This is a genomic window from Enterobacter sp. ECC-219 (assembly GCF_043966805.1).
GTDB lineage: Bacteria > Pseudomonadota > Gammaproteobacteria > Enterobacterales > Enterobacteriaceae > Enterobacter > Enterobacter cloacae_N.
In genome coordinates, this window is the sequence record NZ_CP143680.1 from 4,534,961 (window position 1) to 4,560,384 (window position 25,424).

Below are 25,424 nucleotides of genomic sequence, written 5' to 3' on the forward strand. Positions count from 1 at the left end.
CGGGCATAAATAATAAAGCTGTACTTTTTTATTAGGGACAAGACATGGGAATAAAGATGCCTTACTGGTGGCTCTCGTGCTGCCTGATATCTGTACCCGCCATCGCGGCAAACCCGGCGGCAACCATCAATACCGGACAACTCCGCGAAACGCAGGAACTCCCCTCACTGAATGGCCGCGTCGCCCCGGTGGCAGGCAAAGCCGCTCCTGGTTCACTACAGCTTGGCGAAGCCGTTAATCGCGCCGTCACCTGGCATCCGGCAATCGCTGAAGCCGTGGGCAAACTTTACGAGCAGAACGAAGAGGTCGACGTCGCCAAATCGAAATACTATCCGCAGATTAACGCTGGCATGGACAACGGGTATTCCCACGACGGCGATCAGAACGGCTTTACGCCGTCGCTGGTGCTCTCTCTTTCGCAAATGCTCTACGACTTCGGCAAAGTGGCCAGCCAGGTGCGGGCCGAAAACGCCGGAGTCGCCCAGCAGCAGGCCAACGTGCTGGTCAGCATCGACACCATCGCTCACGATACCGCCATCGCCATGGTGCAGGTGCAAACTCTGCAGCAGATGGTCGACACCGCCAAAGAGCAGCTCGACGCCCTCTCCTCAATCGGCAAGCTGACCCGCCTGCGTAACGACGAAGGGGCCACCTCGCTCTCTGACGTGGTGCAGACCGACGCGCGCATTGAAGGGGCACGCGCCCAGCTGATGCAGTATCAGGCCAGCCTCGACAGCGCCCGCGCCACGCTGATGAGCTTTCTCGGCTGGAACAGCCTGAATGATATCAGCAATGATTTTCCACAGAAGCTGGCCCGCAGCTGCGATATCGCCGAGCCGGACGATCGCCTGGTGCCTGCGGTCCTCGCCGCCTGGGCACAGGCGAACGTCGCCCAGGCTAACCTCGACTACGCCGACGCGCAGATGACGCCAACCGTCTCGCTGGAGCCGGAGGTCCGTCATTACCTGAACGATCGCTACGCGGGTAACGAAACGCGGGATCGCACCCAGTATTCCGCCTGGGTGAAAGTCCAGATGCCGCTCTATCAGGGCGGCGGGCTCACCGCCCGACGTAACGCCGCCGGACACGCGGTGGAGGCGGCGCAGTCGACCATTCAGCGTACGCGCCTCGATGTGCGCCAGAAGCTGCTGGAGGCCCGCAGTCAGGTGATGAGCCTGCAAAGCACGCTGCAAATTCAGGGCCGCCAGGAGGCACTCAGCGCCCGCACCCGCGAGCTCTATCAGCAACAGTATCTCGATCTCGGCTCGCGCCCCCTGCTGGACGTGCTTAACGCCGAGCAGGAGGTCTATCAGGCACGCTTTACCCAGCAGCAGACCCTCGGTCAGCTGCACCAGCTGCAGCTCAACTGCCTCTATAACACCGGGCAATTGCGTCATGCGTTCGATCTTGATAACCGCACCATCCAGACCGTGGAGATCCAGCCATGAAGCAACGCGACATCCCTCAGGGGGAAACGATGACGGATGAGGCCCTGGCGCAGTGGGCGCAGGCGTTTGGCTTTGTTGCCACGCGCTACCGCGTCGCCTGTTCGCCCGGCGCGCTGATCGCAGGCGCACCGTGGCTGAAAGGCAAACCGATGGTGCCCGCGCTGACTCAGCTTGCCCGTGAAGCCGGGCTAACGTTCCAGCTGCTAACGGCCGATCAGCAGTCGATCAACAGCTGGCGTCTGCCGGTGGTGGTGGCGCTGAGCGACGGAAAAATCGGCGTGATCGAGAATTTCGACGGTGAGGACACGCTTGAGGTCAGCTTTTTCGACGACAAGACGTACACCAACCGCCTGTCGATGAGCGCGATGTTACCCGCCATCCGCCACGTTATCGCCCTGCGTCCGCTGGCGGCGCTGAAGGACAGCCGCGTGGACGCCTACATCTCAAAATACCGCCCGGACTGGCTCTACCGGCTGGTGATGCGCGACCTGCGCCCCTACAGCTGGGTGATGCTGGCGGCGCTGTTTATCAACGTGCTCTCCCTCTCTGGCATTGTCTTTTCCATGCAGGTGTATGACCGGGTGATCCCCGCCCAGTCCTATCCGACGCTCTACGTGCTGACCATCGGGGTGCTGATCGCCACCCTGTTTGGCTTTGTGCTGCGCGTCGCGCGCGGGCACATTATGGATCTGCTGGGCAAGCGATCGGATCTGCGCGTCTCGGATCGCGTGTTTGGTCACGCCCTGCGGCTGCGCCACAGCGCCATTCCGCGCTCCACCGGCAGCTTTATCTCCCAGCTGCGCGAGCTGGAGCAGATCCGCGAGATGGTCACCTCCTCCACCATCTCGACGATTGTCGATCTGCCCTTCTTCTTCCTGTTTGTGGTAGTACTGGCGATTATCGCGCCGCAGCTGGCGTGGATCGCCCCGGTGGCGGCTGTGATCATGGTCCTGCCCGGCCTGCTGCTGCAAAAGAAGCTGGCGGAGCTGGCGAAGCAGTCGGCCCATGAATCGACCCTGCGCAACGCGGTGCTGGTGGAGAGCGTGCAGGGGCTGGAGGACATCAAGCTGATGCAGGCGGAGAACCGCTTTTTGCAGCAGTGGAACAGCTATATCCAGATTACCGCGGAATCCGGCCTGCGCACCCGCGAGCTGACGCAGAACCTGATCAGCTGGGGAATGACCGTCCAGAGCCTGGTCTACGCCGCCGTGATCGTGGTCGGCGCGCCGATGGTGATCGACGGCACCTTAACCACCGGTTCGGTGGTGGCTGCCTCAATGCTGGCCTCGCGGATGATCGCGCCGATGGCGACGCTGTGTGGGGTGCTGGCACGCTGGCAGCAGGTAAAGGCCGCCAAAGAGGGGCTGGACAGCATTATGCAGCTGCCGACCGAAAACCAGCGCGAAGAGACGCCGATCCGCCAGGACGTGCTGCGCGGACACTATCTCTTCGAGCAGGCGCAGTTCCGCTACCACCCGGAAGATCCGCGCATGGCGCTGCGCATTAACCGCCTGGAGATCAGGCCGGGCGAGAAAGTCGCGATCCTCGGGCGCAACGGCGCGGGCAAATCCACCCTGCTGCAGGCGATGGCGGGCGGAATGGATCTGGCAGGCGGCGAACTGCGGCTCGACAACCTCAGCCTGCCGCATCTCGACGTGGCGGACGTGCGGCGCAACGTCGGCTTTATGACCCAGAACGCGCGGCTGTTTTACGGCACCCTGCGCGAGAACATCACCCTCGGCATGCCGCGCGCCACCGACGAAGAGATTTTCGAGGTGCTGGAGATGTGCGGTGCGGCCAGCTTTGTGCTGAAGCTGCCGAAGGGGCTGGACTACCCGATTATGGAGAACGGCGTGGGGCTGTCCGGCGGGCAGCGGCAGTCGATTCTGCTGGCGCGGATGCTGCTGCGCGATCCGAATATTGTGCTGATGGACGAGCCGACCGCCTCCCTTGATGAACACACCGAGCGGGAATTTATCCAGCGCCTGGGAGCATGGCTCGGCAACCGGACGCTGGTCGTCGCCACCCACCGCGTGCCGGTGCTGGAGCTGGTGGAGCGCGTGGTCGTGCTGAAAGATGGGATGCTGGTCATGGACGCGCCAAAGGCACAGGCGCTGAACAACAGCCGCATGCAGCAACAGCAGCAGGCAGCAACCGGACGGGAGTGGAAAAATGAAAATCAGTCAGCGTGACGTGGCCGCGATGGACGATCTGGATAATGCGCTCGACTCCGAAAGCGGCTATTCCGGCGCGCGGCGGATCGTGATCTTCTCGCTGCTGATGTTTGTGGCGCTGGGCGTCTGGGCGTGGTTTGGGATGCTGGATGAAGTCTCAACGGGAACCGGAAAAGTGATCCCCAGCTCGCGCGAGCAGGTGTTGCAGTCGCTGGATGGGGGGATCCTCACCGAGCTGAACGTTCACGAGGGCGATCAGGTGCAGGCCGGACAGGTGCTGGCGCGGCTGGATCCGACGCGTTCCGAATCGAACGTCGGCGAAAGCGCTGCGCGCTACCGTGCGTCGCTGGCCTCCAGCGCCCGTCTGTACGCCGAGGTAAACGATCTGCCGCTGAAGTTCCCGCCTTCGCTGGAGAAATGGACCGAACTGACCGCCGCCGAAACGCGGCTCTACAACTCGCGCCGCGCGCAGCTGGAGGACACGCAGCGTGAACTGCGTTCAGCATTAGATCTCGCAAACAAAGAGCTGGCGATCACCCAGCGGCTGGTAAAAACCGGCGCCGCCAGCCACGTGGAAGTGCTGCGCCTGCAGCGGCAGAAAAGCGACCTGGAGCTGAAGCTCACCGACGTGCGTTCCCAGTATTACGTTCAGGCGCGCGAGGCGTTATCCAAGGCCAACGCGGAGGTGGATATGGTCTCGGCGATCCTGAAAGGCCGCGAGGATTCCGTCACCCGCCTGACGGTAAAATCCCCGGTGCGCGGGATCGTGAAAAACATTAAAGTCACCACCATCGGCGGGGTGATCCCGCCCAACGGCGAGCTGATGGAGATTGTGCCGGTAGACGATCACCTGCTGATTGAAACCCGGCTCTCGCCGCGCGATATCGCCTTTATCCACCCGAACCAGGAGGCGCTGGTGAAGATCACCGCCTACGATTACGCCATCTACGGCGGGCTGCACGGGGTGGTGGAGACCATTTCGCCGGACACCATCCAGGACGAGGCCAAGCCGGAGGTGTTCTATTACCGCGTATTTATCCGCACCAGCCAGGATTACCTGGTGAATAAGGCGGGCAGGCACTTCTCAATCGTGCCGGGGATGATTGCGACGGTGGACATTAAGACCGGGGAGAAAACGGTGCTGGATTATCTGATCAAGCCGTTTAATCGGGCGAAAGAGGCGCTTAGGGAGCGGTGATGAAACGCCTTACATCATTTTCTGAAGCCGCCTCGCAGGATTTAACTTCTTCTGGGTAGCCTGCTTTTTATTAGGGTTAATCGGGCGTATGTTCCTTCCACGCCAGCAAAATCTGGCGTCGGGATTGGCATCCCGGTTATGATTGGAGACGGCGTAAGTTCTTGTTACGCTGTACGTCTGGCTACATTCCAATGGTGGGCTGGACGGGGGCGTCGCAAGACGCGCCGGTACACTCCAAGCCGGTAATGCCAACTCCGTTCAGACCTGCCACCCGGAAATTGGCATTTCCGCGGTCGGGTTAATTACCTGATTGGAGAAAAATTATGACTACCAGTAACGCACTTTTCACGACCCCCTTCGGCCACAATACCGACTTCACTGAACTTGCCGACAACTGCCAACGCTATTGCGAAGCATTGGTGGAAGAGACCGATCCTGCAAGAAAAATAGCGCTCTGCGGTCGTCTTGCATCGACCCTCGCCCTGCTTCGCCCGATGCTGCTGGAGCCGCTCCCTGAGCACTTACAGGAACGTCTTACCGTCAATGTGTTCCCCGAATGTGAACCTGCATTCAACGCTGAATCCGATCAGCTCTGTCGCTACTGCGAGGAAATTACGCAACTGTTGCTGGGGGGCGCGCTCGCCCCTGAATCCGCTCGTGTGATGGGAGATTTACTCTTTGAACTGACGGGATATTTTGCTGACCAGCTAAAAGCCCCGCGCTGGCTGAGAACAGAGGCTGGCGTCGCGTTGCTGGGTTGACATGGTTTTCTCCCTCTCCCTGTGGGAGAGGGTCGGGGTGAGGGCATCAAACCGCACTCATTTTATATTTATAAACAGGACGTTAATTATGAATAACCAGGAAAAACTACGCATCTCAACCACACCAGGCGAAGTATTGAATTCTGGCTGAATCTGCAGCAAAACGCAGAAAACCAAGGAGCGAGAATCGAGCACCTCTAACATAATCATCCCCCAATCTGCTAAAGTAGCCCAAACTCATTTTTCAGGAAGAAATCATGCGCCAACGAACCATTGTCTGCCCCATCATCCAGAACAACGGTGCCTATCTGCTGTGCAAAATGGCCAACGATCGCGGCGTGTTCCCCGGCCAGTGGGCTCTCTCCGGCGGCGGAATGGAGCCGGGCGAAACCATGGAACAGGCGTTGCGCCGTGAGATCCGCGAAGAGCTGGGCGAAGCGCTGGAGATCGCTTCGATCACGCCATGGGCTTTTCGCGATGACATCAGAGTGAAAACCTACGCCGATGGCACCACTGAGGAGATTTACATGATCTATCTGATCTTCGACTGCATCAGTGCCAACCGGGCAGTCACGTTTAATGAAGAGTTTCAGGAGATCGCCTGGGTTAATCCGGAATCGTTAAAAGAGCTTGATCTCAACGAAGCCACGCGCATTACCTTCGCCCAAAAGGGCCTTCTTTAATTGCCCACTGCCCCGGCGTTTTACCGGTCCATGCTCTGAAAACCTCAATAAATGCGCTGACGCTGCTGTAGCCGCATGACAGCGCAATCCATCCCACCGGCTTCCCCGCCGCCAGCCACTCCATTGCCTGCATGACGCGCGCCAGCTGCCGCCAGTTGACAAAGTTCATTCCCGTCTGGGCGCTAAACCGACGGTTAAACGTACGTACGCTCATCCCGGCATGGCTGGCATGACTCTCGACCGTCTGATTATCATCGACAAACTGCAGCAAGCGGCTGACCACGTTCTTCAGACGCGGATCCGTCGGCACGGGCAGAGAAAAGTGAACCTGGGGCGTCATGGCAAGCTCATCCAGCAGTAAAGTCAGCTTTCGCGGATCGTACTCGCTCCCTGCACCACATACACGGGAAAACAGTGCATGGGTGAGATCGTCCGGCTCGAACAGCGCGGGAGCATCGGGAAGCATTGCACAGCAAGCAGGGTCAAGATAGATAGCGCAGCCTTCAATCGCGCTTTCAGAGAAGGCGGCGTGCTCCTGGCCCGGCGGGATCCAGCCGATATGTTTTGCCGGCACGACCGAGCGCGCCTGCTGCGTCTCAATGACCAGCAGCCCCGTTGCAATGCGCCACAACTGGCCGGTGCGATGACTGTGCCAGGGCGTTCGGTACCCGCCAGGATGAAGGAGCGCTTCAATACTGATCATACCATTTTGACCGAAAATCGTTATTCATCGGCGTATTACAGAAACTGCGTCTTCAGCTGTCAAGGATAATGTTGATTCAACCACTTAAGGAGCCTGCATGAGCATTATCACATCCCTGGTATCCCACTCTGACAACACCGCGCAGCGCAAGGAAATGGCTAGCCTGTTAACCAACTTATTCAAAGGCGATGTCGATCCGGCAGAGCTTTTTACGCCCGATTACCAGCAATTTACGGACGGTCACGCGCTTGATTATCAGGGTTTTGTGCAGCACCTGAACCACGTTCGATCGCAGATCCGCGAGATAGCATTCAGGGTAGAGGAGTTCGCCTGTCACGATGGTCTTTTGGCAGACCGGCACTGGGTTACCGTGACGTATCCGGATGGTCGGCAGGCAGAGATTGAGGTGTATATGTTTGCCGCACTGCGAGAAGGAAAAATTTGTCGTATCCATGAGGTCACGCTGGTGATTGGCGCAGAGGCATCAGACCGCGCACTCGCCCACGCCACGCAATAAGCTCACCCTAAACGCGAACGGCGCATAACAGCCTCTGCCGTTATGCGCCTCCTCTTACAGCGAGATCTTCAGGCGTCGAACCGCTTCTTTCAACTGCTCATCCGTTGGGGTGACGAATGACATGCGCAGCGTTGTCTGGTCCGGTTCGTTGCAGTAGAAGAACTCACCCGGTACAAACACCACACCGTTGCTCAAGGTTTTTTCCAGCCATTTCGTCGTATTCATGCCGTTGTTCATTTTCGCCCACAGGAACATGCCGCCCTTCGGCTTGTGGAACGACATCACATCGCCCAGCTCGGCTTCCAGTTCCGTTGCGAACGTCTGGTATTTCTGGCGATAGGCCTCGCGGATCATTTTAATCTGGTTCGCCAGACGCCCGGTTTTCAGGTACTCGTAGGTCATCAGCTGCGACAGCGTGCTGGTGTGCAGATCGGTGGTTTGCTTCAGGTTCACCACCGCGCGCTTCAGCCACTCCGGCACCAGTACCCAGCCCACGCGGGTGCCCGGCGCGAGGATTTTGGAGAAGGTTGAGGTGTACACCACGTTATCTTCATTGCCGATATCTTTCGCATGGGCAATCAGCGGGCGGAATACGTCGTCGGTGTAATTAATTTCGCTGTACGGATCGTCTTCGATAATCACGAAATCATAGCGCTTCGAGAGTTCCACCAGCTGTTTGCGACGCGCTTCAGAAAGCGTTACGCCGCCAGGGTTACCAAAAGTTGGAACGATATAAACCGCCTTGATGGTTTTCTTTGCCACCAGTGCTTCAAGCTCATCGACCTTCATGCCGTCGCCGTCGGTACCTACGGATTCAAAACTGGCCTGCGCCAGGCCAAAGACCTGCAGCGCGGCGAGATAGGTTGGACGTTCAACGACAACCGTATCGCCAGGATTGATCAACGCACGCGCCAGCACGTCCAGAGATTGTTGAGAGCCGGAAGTAATGACCACGTCATCGGCCTTACAGGCGATGCCGCGCCCTTCGCAGATGCGTTTAATTTCTTCGCGCAGCCCCGGTACGCCTTCCGTCAGGCCATACTGGAACGCCTCGCCAAAATTCTGCGACAACACGGCATCGGCGGCGATTTTAAGTCCTTCGCGATCGAACAGGTCCGGGTTGGGAATACCGCCGCCCAGCGAAATCACGCCCGCCATTTTGCTATGTTTTAATAATTCACGGATGGCGGATGATTGCAGGCCCTGCGCGCTGCTGGCGAGTTTGTTTGCAGACATTCTTTGATTACCTTCTTTTTTTATATTGTGCCCAATCTTAGCAGAATATGAGCAATAAATTCCGTTAGCTTAGGCAGGGGGCGTAAATCCTGACGCCACAGTAAATGCACCGGTCTCGGCGCGGGCGTGAACGGCTCCAGCACCCGTATCAGCCTGCCGCTTGCCAGCTCTTCCGCCACCAGCACCTCCGGTTGCAGCAGCAGCCCCGCCCCGGCTCGCGCCGCCATGCGTAGCCCGTAGCCGTCGTTACACCGTAAGATGGCATCCCGCTTCCAGCGCACCTCCCCTTCCACGCCCGGCAGCCGCCACTCGTTGCGCGCGGTCCACACCGTGTGCGACAGACAAAGATGATCCACCAGATCGGCAGGCGTCTGCGGCGTGCCGTGACGCGCTAAATAGTCCGGCGCGGCGCAGATCACCATGTTGTAGGGGCACAGGTATTTCGCCACCAGATCGTCATTGCGGATGTCGCCAATGCGGATGGCCAGATCGACCCCCTCCTCTACCAGATCGACCATTCGATTGGTGAGATCCAGTTCGATGCGCACCTCCGGGTAGCGCTGCAAAAATGTGGCGGTCAAAGGCGCGACAACGCAGCCGCCAAACGACGTGGGTGCCGTGACGCGCAGGGTTCCGGCGGGTGTGGCGCGCAGCCGTTCAACCGCGCTTTCGGCAATCGAGACCTGCTCCAGCACCCGCCTGGCCTCTTCGAAATAAACGCGTCCGGCGTCGGTCAGGCTCTGGCGACGGGTATTGCGCTCCAGCAGCCGCGTACCGAGCTGCGATTCCAGCAGCGCAATATACTTCCCCACCATGACCGCCGACATCTCCAGCCGGGACGCCGCCCCGGTAAAGCTGCCGCTTTCCACTACCGCAATGAACGTCTCCATCCCGCGAAGCTTATCCATATTCCGAACCTCTGGTTAGCAATCATCTAACTTTAGCCCAGTTTATCTGACTTTTTATTTATTAAAGAATGAGGGCTCACAACATAAGGAGTCTGCTATGAAAATCGTCATTATTGGTGCCAGCGGTACTGTCGGGCGTGCCGTAACCGAAGAATTAAGCCGTCGTCACGAGGTCATCCGCGTCGGTCGCACGCAGGGCGACTATCAGGTGAATATCACCTCGCAGGCGAGTGTACAGGCGCTGTTTGAGAAAATCGGCCCGGTGGATGCGATTGTCTCCGCAAGCGGTGGCCTCTACTTTGGCCCGCTCGCGACCATGAAAGACAGCGACTTCAACCAGGGCCTGCAGGATAAGCTGCTGGGGCAGGTGCGTCTGGCGCTGACCGGCCAGCATTATTTGAACGAAGGCGGCTCGATTACGCTGATAAGCGGGATTGTGGCGCACGAGCCGATTGCGCAGGGCGTGAATGCCACCACGGTGAACGCGGCGCTGGAAGGGTTTGTCCGCGCCGCAGCCTGCGAACTGCCGCGCGGGATCCGCATCAACCTGATTAGCCCAACGGTACTGACGGAGTCAGCCGAAGCGTATGACGGGTTCTTCCCCGGCTTTGAAAGCGTTCCCGCCGCGACCGTGGCGCAGGCCTACCGCCGCAGCGTGGAAGGGGTGCAGAGCGGGCGGGTGTATAAAGTCGGTTATTGATCCTTACCGGCGGCGATCAGCACCAGCATCGGGCGCTCCGCCACTTCGGCCAATGCAGGCCAGGCGTCAATCTGCGCCTGCGTTGGCCCCCACTCATTAACTTCGCTTATCGTTAACCCCGCTTTGATCAGTGCGTTAAGCGTGGTGCCCAGCGTGCGGTGGTATTTAATCACCCCGTCCGCCAGCCAGTTGCTGACGCGCTGGCTCTCGTCCTGATAGCGGTTCACCCCCCAGAACCGCTCGCCGCGGTCGTCGGTCAGCCAGCCCTGACGGGTAGCGCAGGTGTATATCGGGTGCTCCATCGAAAAGACCAGGCTACCGCCGGGTTTGAGCGCGCGCTGAACGTTGGCGAATAGCGTGTCCAGCTCCGGCAGGTAGTGCAGCGCCAGCGAGCTGTAGACCAGATCGAGGCTATTCGCTTTCAGCGCCAGAGATTCCAGATCGCTACGCTGATAGTGAATCCGGTTGTCATCAGTCAGTTCAGCCGCGCGGGCGAGCATTTTTTCTGAAATATCAACACCCGTGACGTCAGACGCGCCCAGCTCGCGCGCTGCGCGACAGAACCATCCGTAGCCGCAGCCGAGATCGACAACCGATTTACCGGTTAAATCTGGCAGCATTGCCTTGAGCGCGGGCCACTCCGGCGCGCCGTCCAGGCCCTGAACCGAGCGCGGAAGCTGGGCATAGCCTTCAAAAAATGCCGGGTTGTCGTAGATGTTTTGTGCCATGACGGACTCCTTTATCGCAACAGTGGCGAGGGTAAAGCACCCCTCGCCCGTTGACAACGTATCCGTCTGATAAATCACAGCCTGCGACGGATTTTCTCCACCATAGCTGTGGCTGAGATCCCGTAGCGGTCATGGAGGGTGGGCAGCGCGCCCGCATCCAGGAACGCGTCCGGCAGCGCGACGGTATCGAAATCCACGTTAACGCGGTTGCGCATCAACAGAGACGCGACAGCCTCGCAAAGCCCGCCCACGCTGCTGTGGTTTTCCGCCACAATCACCAGCCGTCCCGGCTTCGCAGCCTGTGCCAGGATCGTCTCTTCGTCCAGCGGCTTAATGGTGGGCGAGTGCAGCACCGCCACACTGACGTTATCTTTACGCAGCTGCTTCGCCGCCTCCAGCGCGCGCATGGTCATCAGCCCAGAGGCGATGATCAGGACGTCGCGCCCTTCTTCCAGCAGCACGGCTTTGCCAATCTTAAACTGGTAGTTGTACTGGTCCAGCACCACTGGCACCTTGCCACGCAGCAGTCGCATATACACCGGGCCATCGTGCGCTGCCATCGCCGGCACCGCCTGTTCGGTGTCGATTGCGTCACAGGGATCGATAATCGTCATGCCCGGAATACCGCGCATAATCGCAATATCTTCCGTCGCCTGGTGGCTCGGCCCGTAACCGGTGGTTAGCCCCGGCAGCGCCGCGCAGATCTTCACGTTCAGGTGCTCTTCAGCGATCACCTGATGGATAAAATCGTAGGCGCGGCGGGTGGCGAAGACGGCATAGGTGGTGGCGAAAGGAATAAAACCCTCTTTCGCCATGCCGCCCGCGGCCCCCATTAACAGCTGCTCGGCCATGCCCATCTGAAAGAAGCGTTCCGGGTAGGCCTGAGCGAAAATATGCAGATCGGTGTACTTCGACAGATCCGCCGTCATGCCGACGACCTCCGGTCGCTGTTCCGCCAGCTTCACCAGCGCGTGGCCGAACGGTGCGGCTCGCGTCTCCTGGCCCTCTTCCGCGATAGAGGCAATCATCGCCGACGTGGTTAAACGCGGTTTTTTCTCCGTGGTCTGGCTCATTACAGCACTCCTTCAGGTTTGTTGGCATCCAGCACGGCGAGTGCCTTTTGCCACTCGTCAGCATCCACGCGAATAAAATGGTTCTTGTCACGCTTTTCGAGGAACGGCACGCCCTTGCCCATCAGCGTGTCGCACAAAATGACGCGCGGCTGGTTTTCCGGGTAGCATTTGGCGTTATCAAACGCCGTTACCAGTGAAGGGACATCGTTGCCGTTGACGCGCTGCACGTACCAGCCGAAGGAGGTCCATTTATCCTCCAGCGGCTCAAAGCCGAGGATCGCGTGCGAGTTGCCATCCGCCTGCTGGCGGTTAATGTCCACCAGCACGATCAGGTTCGACAGGCCGTGATGTGCCGCCGACATCGCCGCTTCCCAGGTTGACCCTTCGTCCAGCTCGCCGTCCGACATGGAGTTAACGACCCATGCCGCGCTCTGCTTGCGCTTCAGCCCCAGCGCCATGCCAACGCCAATGCTTAAGCCCTGCCCCAGCGAACCACCGGAGATCTCCATGCCCGGCGTGTAGGTTGCCATGCCGGACATCGGCAGGCGGCTGTCGTCCGCGCCGTAGGTCTCCAGCTCCTCTTCAGGAACGATCCCCGCTTCAATCAGGGCGGCGTAACAGGCAATGGCGTAGTGGCCGTGAGAGAGCAAAAAACGGTCACGCCCCTCCCATTCCGGCTCGCCCGGCTTAAGGTTCATCCCGTGGGCAAACGCGGTGGCCAGCACATCGGCATAGCCCAGCGCCTGCCCGATGTAGCCCTGCCCCTGCACTTCGCCCATGCGCAGCGCGTAGCGGCGAATGCGCCAGGCCGCGGCGGCAACCTGTTGAACTGTGGTATCCGTCATCGTCGTGTCTCCTTAATGGATCAGCATCCCGCCGTTCACGTCGAGCGTGATACCGGTGGAGTAAGAAGAGAGGTCGCTTCCGAGAAACAGCGCGGCGCGGGCAATATCCTGCGCGTCTCCGAGGCGGTTAAGCGGAATGCCCGCCAGAATGGACGTTTTCATCTCATCGCTCAGCTTGCCTGCGGTGATGTCCGTCTGGATAAGACCCGGCGTGATGCAGTTTACGCGCACATTGTCGGGCCCCAGCTCACGCGCCATGGCTTTTGCCAGTCCCAGCACGCCCGCTTTTGCAGCGCTGTAGTGTGGGCCGCCGAAGATGCCGCCGCCGCGCTGGGCCGATACCGATGAAATGCAGACGATGCTGCCCGACTTTTGCGCGCGCATAGTGGGAATAACCGCCTGGGACATTAGCAGCGTGCCGCGCAGGCTGACGTCAAGCACCGCATCGTAATTTTCGCGTTTGATATCCATCAGCTTGATCGGCTGAGTAATGCCGGCGTTATTCACCAGAATATCGATGCGCCCGTATTTCCCCAGCACCTGCTCAATGGCGGCATTAACCTGTAATTCATTGCAGACGTTCGCCGCAAGGCCCAGATGCTGGTCGCCCAGGCTCGCGGCGGCAGCCCGGCTGGCTTCAGCGTTTAAATCGATAATCACCACTTTCGCACCCTGTTCGGCATATAATTTCGCCGTAGCGAAACCCAAACCGCGTACGGAAGCCGCGCCGGTAATAACGGCGACTTTATCTTTCAGTAGCATATATTTACTCCATTCGGACAAGAGGGGTTTAATGTTTTACTTCGGCTCTTCCAGCAGCATAATCATAATTAAGCCAATGGCTGCGCAAATACCGAAATAAATAAACACGGAGTTAAAACTGCCTGTTTTATCCAGCAGATAACCTGCCAGCATTGGGGAAACAAATCCGCCGAGATTACCGCCGCTATTGATAATGGACGCGGCAATGGGATAGGTTTTACTGTCCGCAACAGCCATCCCATAAGCCGTAAAAGCGGGCCAGCCGATATTCAGACAGAGGCCGACAAAAAATAACCCGACGCAAACCGCCACGGTGCTTTGCGGAATATTCAGCATAATGACCATCATTAAAACGGTGCTGATGGCGGTAAACATCATGGTCGGCTTACGTCGGCGGCCGAGCAGCTTATCAGAGACGTAACCGCCAAAAATCGCACCGATAAATCCGCCGATGCACGGCATGCTGGCGACCAGCCCCATGCTCATAAACGTAAAGCCTTTCTCTTTCACCAGATAGAGCGGGATCCACGTCAACAGTCCGTACAGCACGCTGACCATCATAAAATAGGCCAGGCAGTCACCGAGAATATTCTTTGACGTAAACAGCCCTTTCACCGTGCTTACCGGGGCTAATTCCCGCACGCGGATCAGCCGGTCAAGGCGTGCAAAGCCCGGTGAAATCACGATGTTTTCCCGTCTGGCGTCCGGGATCTCCTGACCGGCGGTAATGGTCTCCAGCTCCGCTTTCGAGACGAATGCGCTCTCGGACGGCTTGGTGCGTACCAGCAGATACCACAGGACGGCAATGACCAGACCGGGGATCGCAAAGGAGAAGAAGACCCAGCGCCAGCCCCAGGTCATGGCGATCCACACTGCCAGCGGCGGCACGAGGATGGGCGCGAACATGGTGGCGGCGATGTAGACGCCCGTGGCCGTGGCCTTCTCCTTTGGCGGAAACCAGTTATTGATGGTGGAGGCCAGCCCGACCGGGCACGGCCCCTCTGTTAACCCCAGCCCCAGGCGGATACACTTCAGGCCCAGAACCGAGGTTGCGGTGCCCATCAGCCAGGTAAAGGCAGAGAAGCCGAATATCGACAGTGCCACCATGCCGCGAATTCCCTTTTTGGCAATAAAAAAGCCCGCAGGAATTTGGCTCAGGGCGTATCCCAAAAAAAACATGCTGGCGATGGCACCGGCTTCGAAATTATTGATATGAAATTCGTCAATGATAAACGGCAGTACCGCACCAATATTTGTTCGGTCAGCATAATTAATGGCATAAACAATAAAAATTAATGCCAGCACAACGAAACGGTAATTGGTTTTTTTAGTCTTTATGTAGGGGACAGCTTGTTCTATACGAGACATAACTTACCTCATTATTCGAACACCGTGAGTCGTTTTATTATTGCGTTCAACGTCAATATATCGGCTCACCCATGAAACGCCATTCAATAAAGCTCATTTATTGCTGAGATAAATTTGATTCGCGATACAGCTCAAAAAAATAACATCGGGATAAAATTGCCCGCGCGCAGTCTCAATGTTATGTTTTTTATCAATTATCGTGTAAGGAGTAGGCCATGTCCGCGCAGGATCGCCAGACGTTATCGCTACCCTCGCTCAGAAATTTGCAGGCGTTTATCGCCGTTGCTAACGCCCTGAGCATCCATCAGGCGGCGGAACAGCTCAACGTCACGCCGTCAGCGGTAAGCCACCAGATCGCGTCGCTGGAATCGTGGCTGGGCAAGAAGTTATTCATCCGCAGCGGCAAAGGGGTTCAACTCACCCCGACGGGAGAAAAATATCTGCGGGAGGTCTCGGCGGCGATGAGCGCCATCGGGCGCGCCACCGATCAGATCGTGAAAGAAAAAGATAATGCTGTGCTTCGCGTGCACTCTTCCCCCACCTTCGGGCTGTCCTGGCTGTTGCGCCGTCTGGGCAGATTCCGCGCCGAATATCCTGATATCACCATCAATCTCACCTGCTCCTATGAGAACCTGCAGTTCGCCAGAGATAATATCGACATTGATATCCGTCACGGTATTCCGGACTGGGACGCCTACCGGGTGATGACCATTAAAAACGACACGCTGGTGGTATTGGCCTCGCCGGACTATGCAGAAGAGCATCCCATCAGCACGCCCGCCGATCTGCTGCAACAGTCGCTTATCTCGTCCACCAGCACCCTGGTGAACTGGGAAAAATGGTTCGCCTGGCACAATATCGACAGGCCCTGGCTTAATTTCAGCCTCAGCTTCGACCGCTCCTACATGAGCTTTGAAGCGGCGCGCATGGGGCTTGGGTTTATTCTGGAGAGCAAAATGATGGCTACCGATCACCTGAAGGATGGCTCGCTGGTGCAGGTGCTGCCTGATGAAATGGGTATCGCCATCAACGCGCACCATCTGGTGATGCCGCACATGAACGAACGCGCGTGGAAGATCCAGCAGTTCGTCGAGTGGATTGACCGTGAGTTGCGATTGTCGGGGTATCACCTGTAGCGATACCCCAACGTGGCGTCAGGCGACCGTGCCCCAGACCAGATCCCCCTTGTGGAACGTCGCGGTGCGCGGCGAAATGCGCGCCACCGCTTCGGCGGAGCAGGAGGCATCCACCAGCACAAAGCTGGCGTCGTCCTGCGCTTTTGGCCACACCCGTTCGCCTTTGTCGTTCAGCGGCAGCACGTCGCCGGTGGCGATACCGAGCGCGCGGGAGAGCGTCTGCTCGTTCGGGCGAATGTAGAGCTGGGCGTAGAGATTCGCCTTCTCCAGCATGTCACCCAGGCCATACGGCGACCAGTGGTCGATTACGCTGTCGGTGCCCGTCATCACGAACACACCCTTGTCGCGCAGCTGCTTCAGCGGCATGTGCAGGGTGCCAATCGGCACGGTGGAGGCGATGGTCACCTGCTGCGCTGCCATGCGGGTGGCAATCTCATCCACCTGCTGCTCGTTGAGCGTCGCCAGCGCGAAGGCGTGGCTGATGGTCAGCTTGCCCTTCAGCTCCGGCGTTCTCTCCACGGTTTCCACCATATAGTTCACCGCCGCCACGCCCGCCGGGCTGGTTTCATGCAGGTGAATATCCACCCCTTTGTCGTAGTCCAGCGCAATCTGGAACATCAGATCGAGGGATTTCTCCATGGCACCGTCAACGTTCGTCGGGTCCAGCCCGCCCACGTAGTGCGCCCCGGCCTGCATCGCCTCGCGCATCAGTTTTTCAGAGTTGGAGAGCAGCAGGCCGTGCTGCGGGAAGGCGACGATTTCGCAGTCAAAGCCGGGTTTACGGCGCGATAAGACCGCCTGTAAATTTTCCAGATTTTTCAGGCCGGAGACCGGCTCAATGTTGCAGTGACTGCGGGCGATAGTGGAGCCTTTCGACTGGATAAGGTCGATAAGCGCCTCCGCGCGTTCCTGGGTATAGGGCTGCAGTTCCGGCAGCAGCTTCTGCTCAAGGCGGATCATGTCCTGAATCGTGGTGCCTGCAGGGCGGTTCAGGGAGCGCCACGGGCCGCCGTAGAAGGTTTTATCCAGATGAATGTGCATGTCGCGCATTGCCGGAAGCATCAGCTTTTTACCCGCATCGTAGCGCGGCAGGGTCGCGTCGGCGTGGCTGCCGTTGTCGCGCAGGGCGACAATCTTCCCGTCTTTGATCTCCAGCGTTTTCAGCTCGGTGCGGGTGCTCGTCGCCACGCTGCCGTCGAAATTAAACCCGGCTTCGAGCAGCACGTTGTCCAGATAGTAATGCTTCGCGGTGATGTTCATCGGCTTGCCCGTCTCGCTGGTTGGTTTTGCAGAGTCGGCAGCATACGCGACGGAGCCGGTTGCGCCAAACAGCGCGCAGGCGGTGACCATTTTGCCGCTCTGGCTGATAAACTCACGGCGGCTTTTATTCTCATTCATCTTATCTTCCTTCATTCACAATATGGGTACCGGTTTCACCACGCAGAGCGGCGGGCAGGCAGTCCGGCGAGGTGATAATCACGCGCCTGCCACCGTGGCGTAAAAACTCCAGCGACGCGACGATTTTGGGCAGCATGCTGCCCGCCGGGAAGTGGCCTTCGTCCATGTAGCGCGTCATTTGCGCCACGCTGACGGTGTCCAGCGCCTGCTGGTTCGGCTTGCCGAAGTTGACGCACACCTTTTCCACGCCGGTGGTAATCACCAGCACGTCGGCGCGGATCTCGCGCGCCAGCAGCGCGGTGGAGAGATCTTTATCAATCACCGCGTCGACGCTCTGGTAATCGCCCTGCGCCGAGCGCACCACGGGAATACCGCCGCCGCCCGCGCCGATCACCACGAAGCCCTTTTGCGTCAATGTCTTGATCGCATCGGCCTCAACAATCCGCAGCGGCTGCGGCGAAGCCACCACGCGACGGTAGCCACGGCCGGAGTCCTCAACAAAATGCCAGTCCGGGTGCGCGCGCTGCAGCTCGTCGCGCTGTGTCTCGCTGAAAAACGCACCGATCGGTTTCGTCGGGTGCGTAAAGCCGGGATCGTTTTTATCCACCTCCACCTGGGTGACGACCGTGACCGCTTTTTGCTCGCCGCGCGCGGCCAGGCGGTTATTGAGCGCCTGCTGGATCAGGTAGCCGATGCCGCCCTGGGTGTCCGCCACGCAGTTCGCCAGCGGGGTCAGGGGAAGCCCCTCTCGCTCGTGGGCAATCTCAGCGCGGCGCAGATCCAGCCCCACCTGGGGGCCGTTACCGTGGGTAAGCACGATGTCATAGTCGGAGGCCAGCATTTCGAGCACGGAGTCTGCCACCGCTTTAACCGCCTGCGCCTGATGTTCAACCGACTGGCTGGCGTTGTCTTTGATAATGCTGTTGCCGCCAATGGCGACGACCATAAGCTCTTTCATACGTTTTCCTTCGCAACGGTGCAGTATGTTCCCCTCACCCCGGCCCTCTCCCCAAAGGGGCGAGGGAGCTAACGTCCCCTCTCCCCTTTGGGGAGAGGGTTAGGGTGAGGGGGCAATGCCTTAAGCTTCAGATACTGGTGCAGCAGCGCTCGCAACTTCCCGGCTATCGAGGAAATGCTTCACCACAAACATGCCGCCCATCATCAGGTAGGCCGTGACGAACATCAGCGAACTGCCTTCGGCAAAGCCCACTACCGGGGCATGGATCACCCCGAACAGCGCCAGCAACGCCCCACCCGCCGCAGCCACGGCACCGCGCAGCGGTTTGTTAATGATGGCGAAAATGGCGATACAGCCCCACAGCATGCTGGCGAGCGGCGCACCGTTGCCGAGATGCACCAGGCCCTCGTAGTAAATCCCCTTGCTGTGCAGCACATCGGTGCCGATTTTCGCCGCGCTGGTGCCTGCCGCACCCATCACGCTGTTCATCATGGTCAGCGCCCAGTTGGCGATCCACGGGAACAGGCAGATAAAGATCACCGGCACCTCCACTTTCGGCGTTTCCCTCACCACCTGGTTGGCGGTGACGACGCCGATAAACACCAGAATCGGCACGATGGCGGTCATCGGAATGATGGCGAGCATAAACGCCCCCAGTCCGAACAGCGGTACGATGAACATGGTCACCCCGGAGGCGAGCGTGTAGCCGATGCTGGCGCCCATCGCTTTCCAGCCAGGGTGGCCGACATAGACCGTCACCGGGAACGGGTTGCCCATCAGGCAGCCGAGCATCGACGCCAGGCCGTTCGCCAGCATCACCTTGCGGGTAGGGTATTCATCCCCCGCCGCATGGGCGCTTTCGATGTTCTCCAGGTCAAAGATATAGTTCGCCAGCCCCAGCGGCACGGCGGATGCAAGATACGGCAGCGCGTGCGGCAGCCCCTGCATAAAGCTGTCCACGTGCACCTCCGGCGGGTTAAAGCCGAAGGAGGACATGGACGCTTTGATCGCTTCCGGGCTTTGCAGGCCGGAGATCCACGCTAATGCCGTACCGGCAATCAGCAACAGCAGACCTGTCGGGATTTTGGCGAAAATCGGCTTTTTACCGAACCAGTTGATGAAGATCAGCAGCAGAACGATGAACGACACGGTAGGCGCTTCGAACGCCTGCAGCATCGGGTTCATCGCCAGCAGCAGCAGTCCCAGTCCGGACAGGCACGACAGCAGCACGGTGCGCGGGATCATCTTGCGGATGGTCTCTCCCAGGAACGAGCCGCCCGCGAGGATCATCGCTTCCACGAAGCACCACACCAGGCCGATCTGGATTGCGAAATCTGCATCGCCCGTTTGCTGATAAACCGGCATCAGTACGAGGAAGGTGACGGTAAAAATCGACGGCGCGCTCGGGCCAGACGGCAGCGCGGTGACGTCCGTACGCCCGGTGGCGCGCGCCATCTGCAGGCCAAACCAGGCGTAGCAAATACTCGCCACCAGCACCGCCAGCCCGAAGGCTGGCGCGATGCGTCCATAAACAATCTCCTTCGGGATGCCGACGACAAAAATGAGCAACCCCATCATGGTCAGCAAATTGGTCAGGTTGTTGGTCATCAACCCGAAATAAGCCGCCCAGTCACCTCTTTTCCACTCCAGTTTCATGTTTTTCATGGATGCTTGCCTTATAAAAAGTAGCGATCGCGGAAGGTCAACAGCGCCTTTTCAAAACAGCTAAACGGCGGGTGAACGATGCCCGCCCCAATCATGCCGATGCCCGCGTCCTTATGGGCAATGGCGGTATTAATGACCGGCAAAATGCCGCTGCCCGCGACTCTGGTGATGTCGATGGCGGTCGGGATACCCATAAACGAGAGCAGCGGAATGGTGACGTTCGGGTTTTCGCCGAGGGTGATCTCGCGCATCTGGCGGGAGAAGTCGATGGCTTCCTCCACCGTGCCGCCCACCAGCGCAACGATGGCCGGGGCCGTCGCCATCGCAAAGCCGCCGATGCCGTAGGTTTCGGTGATGGCGCTGTCGCCGATGTCCAGCCCGGAGTCTTCCGGCTTATAGCCCGCAAACATCGGGCCAATCACCTGCTGCGCCGGGCCGGTGAACCACTGCCCCGGCAGGCCGGAGACGCGCAGGCCGAACTCGTAGCCGTTGCGCGCCATGGTGGTGACGACGGTGCTGTACTCAATGCCGTGGGCGGCGTCCAGCGCGGCTTTACACATCGCCATCCACGTTGGGCCGGAGAAGTAGTCGCTGCTGGCGACAAACTCGAACACCTCGCGCTGCTGCTCCACCGGATAGCCCGCCTGAATCAGTCCCGGGGTCAGCGCCTGGATCAGCAGCGTAGTGCCCGCGTTGTTGCGGTTATGGCACTCGTCGCCCATATGCAGCGCCTGGGCCAGCATCAGGCGCAGGTCGATTTCGCCGACGATCTTCATCGCGTCGCGCAGCATCGGGCCGAGCACGTCGCGCATCCAGTTCAGACGGTCAATCACGCTCTGGTCGTTGGCGCCCATGCGCAGGATCTTCGCCATCTGCTCGCTGAGGTTGGTGAACGCGCGGTTGCCGTAGGTTTTGTTCTCAACGATGTGCATAAACATTGATGCGGAGGTGACGCCCGCCATCGAACCCACGCAGTCGTGCTCGTGGCACGGCGAGAAGGTGATGTCGCCTGAAGCGGCGAGCCTTGCGGCATCCTCCAGATCCGTCGCCAGCCCTTCAAACACCAGCGCCCCGGTGACTGCGCCCTTCATCGCCCCGCACATGTTTTCCCATGCGACAGGCGGACCGGCGTGCAGAATGGTGGTGCGGGTCATGCCCGGCACAACATTAATGGCCTGCTCGAAACCCACCAGCACCGGATGGGACTGAATAATGCGCTCAAGAGCGATTTTATTCGCGGCGGCGATCTTCTCCGCCAGCGGTTTTTCCGCCAGCTGGTCGAGCGCCTCCACCACCTGCATATTGCCCTGCCCCGGGGGCGTCCAGTCCAGTTGAGTGACGGGGACGTGCTGTTTTTTGAGATCGTTGCTGAACATCGCAATGCCGACGTTGATGACGTTCAGCGGCTGGTTGAATAAGGTCGTCATTATGCTTTCTCCCCTTTGCAGACAAATTCGCGAGCCAATAATCCGGTATTGGTGCTGCTGCTGGCCCAGATGACGCCTGCATCGGTCAGCAGCTGGCACTGCTGCGCCAGCGACTGCGGATCCTGGTCGGTGCCGAGCACGTAGCCGAGGATCTCCAGCGGACGGTTATCGGCCTTCGCGATCGCCTGCGCCTCCTTGATGGCGTCGATCATCACGCCGACCGGATCCTCGTGCGCGCCAAAGCCGAGCACGAAGTCCATCACGATAACGCCCACCTCCGGATCGCGCGCCTCTTGCAGCAGGCGGCTGATGCGGTTGGTCGGGTCGATCATCGGGTGCGGCTTGCCGTTGGTGAAATCGTCGTCGCCAAAGTCGAGGAAGGTGTGGGCCTGGCTGACGCTGATGTCTTTCAGGCGCTTAGCTGGATCCGGCTGGATGTTGCTGTAAACGTCGTCGAATTTCGCAAGCGCCGCGAACATCGCCTCATCGCACAGGGTGCCGCCGCAGAACAGGCCGCGAATGTATTTCTGCTGCGGGGTCAGGCGGGCGCGAACCTCTTCAATCAGCGGCCAGTTGAGCGGGTGTAAATCCAGGGACTCTTTTTTAATGCCGGTGAGCAGTACCGCCTTCAGCGCCGCCTCTTTGGTGCCGCGGGCAAACTGCAGGCCGTCTTCATCGGCGGGCGGTTCGCTGCGGCCAAGGAAGCACACGATGACAGGCTTGCGGCATGCCCGCGCGCGCGCCAGCACTTTCTCCGCCACCGCAGGTGCGGGCGGCTTGGAGATGAGCGCAATGACCCGGGTGCCCTCGTCGGCTTCGAGCATGTCGATGGCGTCGAGCATCATCAGGCCGCCGATTTTCTCGCTGAGATCGCGCCCGCCGGTGCCGATCAGCTGCGACACGCCGCCGCCGAATTCATGAATGCGCACACTCAGCTCCTGGCTGCCGGTGCCGGAGGCACCGACGATGCCAATCAGCCCACGGCGTACCGCGTTGGCGAAGCACAGCCCCGCGCCGTTGATAATGGCGGTGCCGCAGTCCGGCCCCATCATCAGCAGCCCTTTCTGATGCGCCAGCTGCTTCAGCGCCAGCTCGTCGTCGAGGGATACGTTATCGGAAAAGAGCATGACGTTAAGATCGTTTTCCAGCGCCTGGCGCGCTTCGCGTGCGGCGAAGGTGCCATTAACGGAAATCACCGCAAGGTTGCTGTCCGGGCGATGGGTTTTGGCGCTGGCAATCGTCGCGTAGCGTGCTTCATGGGTGCCTCCGCTCTCTTTACGCGTGAATAACGCCTCAATAGCGGCCAGGGTTTCATCATTCGCCGCGGCGCCTTTAATCACGATCATCAGGTCGCCGTTTTTGGCGTCGGCTAATTCCGGCGTTAACAGCCCGAGGTTTTTTAATACGCCTTTGTTCATTTCCGTCGCCATGGCCACAAACGCCTGCTCGACGCCCGGTAATTTATTGGCTTTGGTGGAAACGGACATCAGTGAAACCGAATCAAAATACGTGTTCTTTTTTATAACGATTTTGGTTGGCATTGTTTTCTCCTGAATACGGATAAAAGGGGGCCGCCGTCGTGCAGAATGCACGTCGGTAAAAATGCTTTTTTGAATTAACGGCCAGCCTGAAGTGGCTGGCCGAATGCGTTATGCGCCTGCCGCCAGCAGCAGGTCGGCTATTGCATCGAAGCCTTTTTCCCGCGCCAGTTCGAGCGGGGTTTTACCGTATTTATCGGTCATGTGCGGGTTCGCGCCGTGATCCAGCAGCAGCTTCACAATCTCCTGCTGCTTTGCGCCACCGTCGTTCAGCACAATGGCTTCCAGCAGCGGCGTCCAGCCGACAAAATTGGTGTGGTTGACGTTAATATCGGTTTTTGCCAGCAGCTCGCGCACGATTTCAACGTGGCCTTTTTCACTGGCAGGGGTAATGCCCACGCCGCCGAAGCGCGTCAGGCGGTCAAGATCCGGATTCGCCGGAAGGACAATGCGCAGCAGGGTTAAATCATTGGTCAGGCAGCTTATCAGGAAGGGGTTAAAACAGGTCTGATCCTGTTTATCAATATCCGCGCCGGCAGCAATTAAATATTCCACACAGGCGTAATGCTTTTTCAGGCTGGCAATAATAATGGCGGTTCTGTTCTGGCGGTTGGTGGCGTTAATATCCACGCCGTTATCCAGGCAGGCTTTTAGCGCGTCGATGTTGCCCTCTTCTGCCGCCAGCAGAAATTCCGTAACGAGTGCGTTTGCAGACATATTCAGTCTCCCAATGTTTCACTTCTGATGACCTGAGAATAGCAACAGCCTGGTCACAAAAGAATCCGCTTAAAAATGATTCATCGACACGCAATTCATTATTGAGTTAAATTCAACAGTCAGGCTAAAACGTGCGTCTGTGCAACCTTTTTCTTATGGCTTACCGCTTTTTATCGCCTCAGACAGCATTATCCTTATGGTTGTAAAAGCCTTACATGACGCGGCTCCGCGTAAATAGTCAGAACTGTGACCCACTTCAAATGTGATGTAACGGCGCTGTTAAAATATGTTCAAAACTGATGGCTGAGGATGCTGTGATATGAATTCCATCTTTACCGAAGAGAATCTGCTGGCCTTCACCACTGCGGCACGCTTCGGCAGCTTCAGCAAAGCCGCCGCCGAGCTGGGCGTGACGACCTCCGCCATCAGCTACACCATCAAACGCATGGAGACCGGGCTGGACGTGGTGCTGTTTGTGCGCAATACGCGCAGCATCGAGCTGACCGAATCCGGGTTTTACTTTTACCGTAAGGCCACTGACCTGCTGAACGATTTTCACGCCATCAAGCGCGGGATAGATACCATCTCTCAGGGCATTGAGGCGCGGGTGCGTATCTGCATTAATCAGCTCTTGTATACGCCGCGCCACACCGCGCGGCTGCTGCAGGTGCTGAAAAAGCAGTTTCCCACCTGTCAGATCACCGTCACCACCGAGGTGTACAACGGCGTCTGGGATTCCATCATCAACAACCAGGCCAACATCGCCATCGGCGCACCGGACACCCTGCTGGACGGAGGCGGGATTGATTACACCGAAATTGGCGCCATCCGCTGGGTGTTTGCCATCGCGCCGGAACATCCCCTCGCCTTTGTTCCCGAACCAATAGCGGAGAGCCAGCTGCGTCTGTATCCCAACATCATGGTGGAAGATACCGCGCATACCATCAACAAGAAGGTCGGCTGGCTGCTGCACGGCCAGGAGGCGATTCTGGTGCCGGATTTCAACACCAAGTGCCAGTGTCAGATTCTGGGGGAAGGGATTGGCTTTTTGCCGGAATACATGGCAAGAGAGGCGGTGGAAGATGGGCTGCTCATCACGCGGCGCATTAATAACCCGCGTCAGGATTCGCGCATGCTGCTCGCCACGCAGCATGCAGCGACCGGCCAGGTGACGCGCTGGATCAAACAGCAGTTTGGCCCGGAGGGCGTATTGACCGGCATCTACAGTGACTTACTGTGGCGCACTTAGTTTTTCGTTTGTACCCAAAACGCGTGGATAAGACCCGGGAAGTAGCCCAGAAGGGTCAGAAGGATGTTCAGAATAAACGCCCAGCCCAGTCCCTTGCCAAGCAGCACGCCCAGCGGCGGGAGAATAATCGTAAAAACAACGCGCCAAAAACCCATAATCACTCCGTGCAAGCTAACCAATTGAAAATTAAAAAGAGACACTCTCTAAGCATAGACAGTTTACGGGTTACCGC

At 58.7% G+C, this 25,424-nt stretch carries 24 protein-coding genes; 9 read left to right on the top strand and 15 right to left on the bottom strand.

The annotated features are described in order from the left end of the window. Positions 1–44: 44 nt before the first annotated feature. The 5 genes from V1603_RS21530 (at position 45) to nudI (ending at position 6,264) form a co-directional block, all read left to right on the top strand. Positions 45–1,448 (top strand): TolC family outer membrane protein, encoded by a 1,404-nt coding sequence (locus V1603_RS21530; RefSeq protein WP_126326363.1) that lies wholly within the window; start codon positions 45–47, stop codon positions 1,446–1,448. Further along, positions 1,445–3,640, top strand: a complete 2,196-nt coding sequence (locus V1603_RS21535) for a type I secretion system permease/ATPase (RefSeq protein WP_116343805.1) — start codon at positions 1,445–1,447, stop codon at positions 3,638–3,640. Before V1603_RS21530 ends, V1603_RS21535 begins: the two co-directional genes overlap by 4 nt. A gap of 10 nt (positions 3,641–3,650) precedes the next feature. Beyond that, complete coding sequence (locus V1603_RS21540; RefSeq protein ID WP_116343831.1) at positions 3,651–4,820, top strand: HlyD family efflux transporter periplasmic adaptor subunit; 1,170 nt, start codon at positions 3,651–3,653, stop codon at positions 4,818–4,820. A 323-nt stretch (positions 4,821–5,143) separates the two neighbouring features. Next, positions 5,144–5,581: a hypothetical protein gene (locus tag V1603_RS21545; RefSeq protein ID WP_163330132.1), complete on the top strand. Its 438-nt coding sequence runs from the start codon at positions 5,144–5,146 to the stop codon at positions 5,579–5,581. Between the two features lie 257 nt (positions 5,582–5,838). Beyond that, positions 5,839–6,264: a nucleoside triphosphatase NudI gene (gene nudI / locus V1603_RS21550; protein WP_395313244.1), complete on the top strand. Its 426-nt coding sequence runs from the start codon at positions 5,839–5,841 to the stop codon at positions 6,262–6,264. On the opposite strand, the gene V1603_RS21555 is transcribed toward nudI, so the two are convergent. Next, positions 6,236–6,967, bottom strand: coding sequence for a helix-turn-helix domain-containing protein (locus V1603_RS21555; RefSeq protein ID WP_233003284.1), 732 nt, complete (start codon positions 6,965–6,967; stop codon positions 6,236–6,238). The genes nudI and V1603_RS21555 overlap by 29 nt on opposite strands. Before the next feature lie 97 nt (positions 6,968–7,064). Between V1603_RS21555 and V1603_RS21560 the strand changes: the two genes are divergently transcribed. Next, on the top strand, positions 7,065–7,484 hold the full coding sequence (locus V1603_RS21560) for a nuclear transport factor 2 family protein (protein WP_395313245.1): 420 nt from the start codon (positions 7,065–7,067) through the stop codon (positions 7,482–7,484). A 54-nt stretch (positions 7,485–7,538) separates the two neighbouring features. Here the strand turns inward: V1603_RS21560 and V1603_RS21565 are convergent, their stop codons facing one another. Beyond that, a complete protein-coding gene (locus V1603_RS21565) occupies positions 7,539–8,720 on the bottom strand; it encodes a PLP-dependent aminotransferase family protein (RefSeq protein WP_116343810.1) in 1,182 nt (393 codons plus the stop codon). 20 nt (positions 8,721–8,740) lie between these two features. Then, a complete protein-coding gene (locus tag V1603_RS21570) occupies positions 8,741–9,628 on the bottom strand; it encodes a LysR family transcriptional regulator (protein WP_116343811.1) in 888 nt (295 codons plus the stop codon). A gap of 97 nt (positions 9,629–9,725) precedes the next feature. Here V1603_RS21570 and V1603_RS21575 point away from each other — a divergent pair, with 97 nt between their 5' ends. Next, positions 9,726–10,328: a short chain dehydrogenase gene (locus V1603_RS21575; protein ID WP_116343812.1), complete on the top strand. Its 603-nt coding sequence runs from the start codon at positions 9,726–9,728 to the stop codon at positions 10,326–10,328. Here V1603_RS21575 and V1603_RS21580 read toward each other — a convergent pair. From V1603_RS21580 to V1603_RS21600, 5 genes are all read right to left on the bottom strand, one after another. Then, a complete protein-coding gene (locus tag V1603_RS21580; RefSeq protein ID WP_395313246.1) occupies positions 10,322–11,056 on the bottom strand; it encodes a class I SAM-dependent methyltransferase in 735 nt (244 codons plus the stop codon). The genes V1603_RS21575 and V1603_RS21580 overlap by 7 nt on opposite strands. Before the next feature lie 74 nt (positions 11,057–11,130). Beyond that, the gene (locus V1603_RS21585) at positions 11,131–12,129 is read right to left on the bottom strand and encodes a transketolase family protein (RefSeq protein WP_166712139.1); all 999 of its coding nucleotides are present in this window, start codon (positions 12,127–12,129) and stop codon (positions 11,131–11,133) included. Beyond that, entirely contained in the window at positions 12,129–12,974 is an 846-nt protein-coding gene (locus V1603_RS21590) for a transketolase (RefSeq protein WP_233003280.1), read from the bottom strand. Before V1603_RS21590 ends, V1603_RS21585 begins: the two co-directional genes overlap by 1 nt. Positions 12,975–12,986: 12 nt before the next feature. After that, positions 12,987–13,736 carry an SDR family NAD(P)-dependent oxidoreductase gene (locus V1603_RS21595; protein ID WP_395313247.1) on the bottom strand — a complete coding sequence of 250 codons (750 nt, stop codon included), beginning with the start codon at positions 13,734–13,736 and terminating at the stop codon, positions 12,987–12,989. Between the two features lie 36 nt (positions 13,737–13,772). Beyond that, entirely contained in the window at positions 13,773–15,104 is a 1,332-nt protein-coding gene (locus V1603_RS21600; RefSeq protein WP_395313248.1) for an MFS transporter, read from the bottom strand. A gap of 215 nt (positions 15,105–15,319) precedes the next feature. Here V1603_RS21600 and V1603_RS21605 point away from each other — a divergent pair, with 215 nt between their 5' ends. Continuing rightward, a complete protein-coding gene (locus V1603_RS21605) occupies positions 15,320–16,240 on the top strand; it encodes a LysR substrate-binding domain-containing protein (protein ID WP_023323646.1) in 921 nt (306 codons plus the stop codon). A gap of 18 nt (positions 16,241–16,258) precedes the next feature. On the opposite strand, the gene V1603_RS21610 is transcribed toward V1603_RS21605, so the two are convergent. From V1603_RS21610 to V1603_RS21635, 6 genes are all read right to left on the bottom strand, one after another. Beyond that, positions 16,259–17,638, bottom strand: a complete 1,380-nt coding sequence (locus tag V1603_RS21610) for an amidohydrolase family protein (RefSeq protein ID WP_395313249.1) — start codon at positions 17,636–17,638, stop codon at positions 16,259–16,261. 1 nt (position 17,639) lies between these two features. Continuing rightward, positions 17,640–18,596 (bottom strand): carbamate kinase family protein, encoded by a 957-nt coding sequence (locus V1603_RS21615; RefSeq protein WP_395313250.1) that lies wholly within the window; start codon positions 18,594–18,596, stop codon positions 17,640–17,642. 120 nt (positions 18,597–18,716) lie between these two features. Further along, positions 18,717–20,261, bottom strand: coding sequence for a xanthine permease (locus tag V1603_RS21620; RefSeq protein WP_320721095.1), 1,545 nt, complete (start codon positions 20,259–20,261; stop codon positions 18,717–18,719). Between the two features lie 11 nt (positions 20,262–20,272). Then, positions 20,273–21,688, bottom strand: a complete 1,416-nt coding sequence (locus V1603_RS21625) for a DUF1116 domain-containing protein (protein WP_233003275.1) — start codon at positions 21,686–21,688, stop codon at positions 20,273–20,275. Beyond that, positions 21,688–23,229: an acyl-CoA synthetase FdrA gene (fdrA, locus tag V1603_RS21630; RefSeq protein ID WP_395313251.1), complete on the bottom strand. Its 1,542-nt coding sequence runs from the start codon at positions 23,227–23,229 to the stop codon at positions 21,688–21,690. The genes V1603_RS21625 and fdrA overlap by 1 nt, the downstream gene beginning before the upstream one ends. 108 nt (positions 23,230–23,337) lie before the next feature. Continuing rightward, complete coding sequence (locus V1603_RS21635) at positions 23,338–23,943, bottom strand: ankyrin repeat domain-containing protein (RefSeq protein ID WP_116343818.1); 606 nt, start codon at positions 23,941–23,943, stop codon at positions 23,338–23,340. A gap of 319 nt (positions 23,944–24,262) precedes the next feature. Here V1603_RS21635 and V1603_RS21640 point away from each other — a divergent pair, with 319 nt between their 5' ends. Continuing rightward, positions 24,263–25,192 carry a LysR substrate-binding domain-containing protein gene (locus V1603_RS21640; RefSeq protein ID WP_061097308.1) on the top strand — a complete coding sequence of 310 codons (930 nt, stop codon included), beginning with the start codon at positions 24,263–24,265 and terminating at the stop codon, positions 25,190–25,192. Here V1603_RS21640 and V1603_RS21645 read toward each other — a convergent pair. Next, complete coding sequence (locus V1603_RS21645) at positions 25,189–25,347, bottom strand: YqaE/Pmp3 family membrane protein (RefSeq protein ID WP_116343819.1); 159 nt, start codon at positions 25,345–25,347, stop codon at positions 25,189–25,191. The genes V1603_RS21640 and V1603_RS21645 overlap by 4 nt on opposite strands. Positions 25,348–25,424 lie beyond the last annotated feature (77 nt).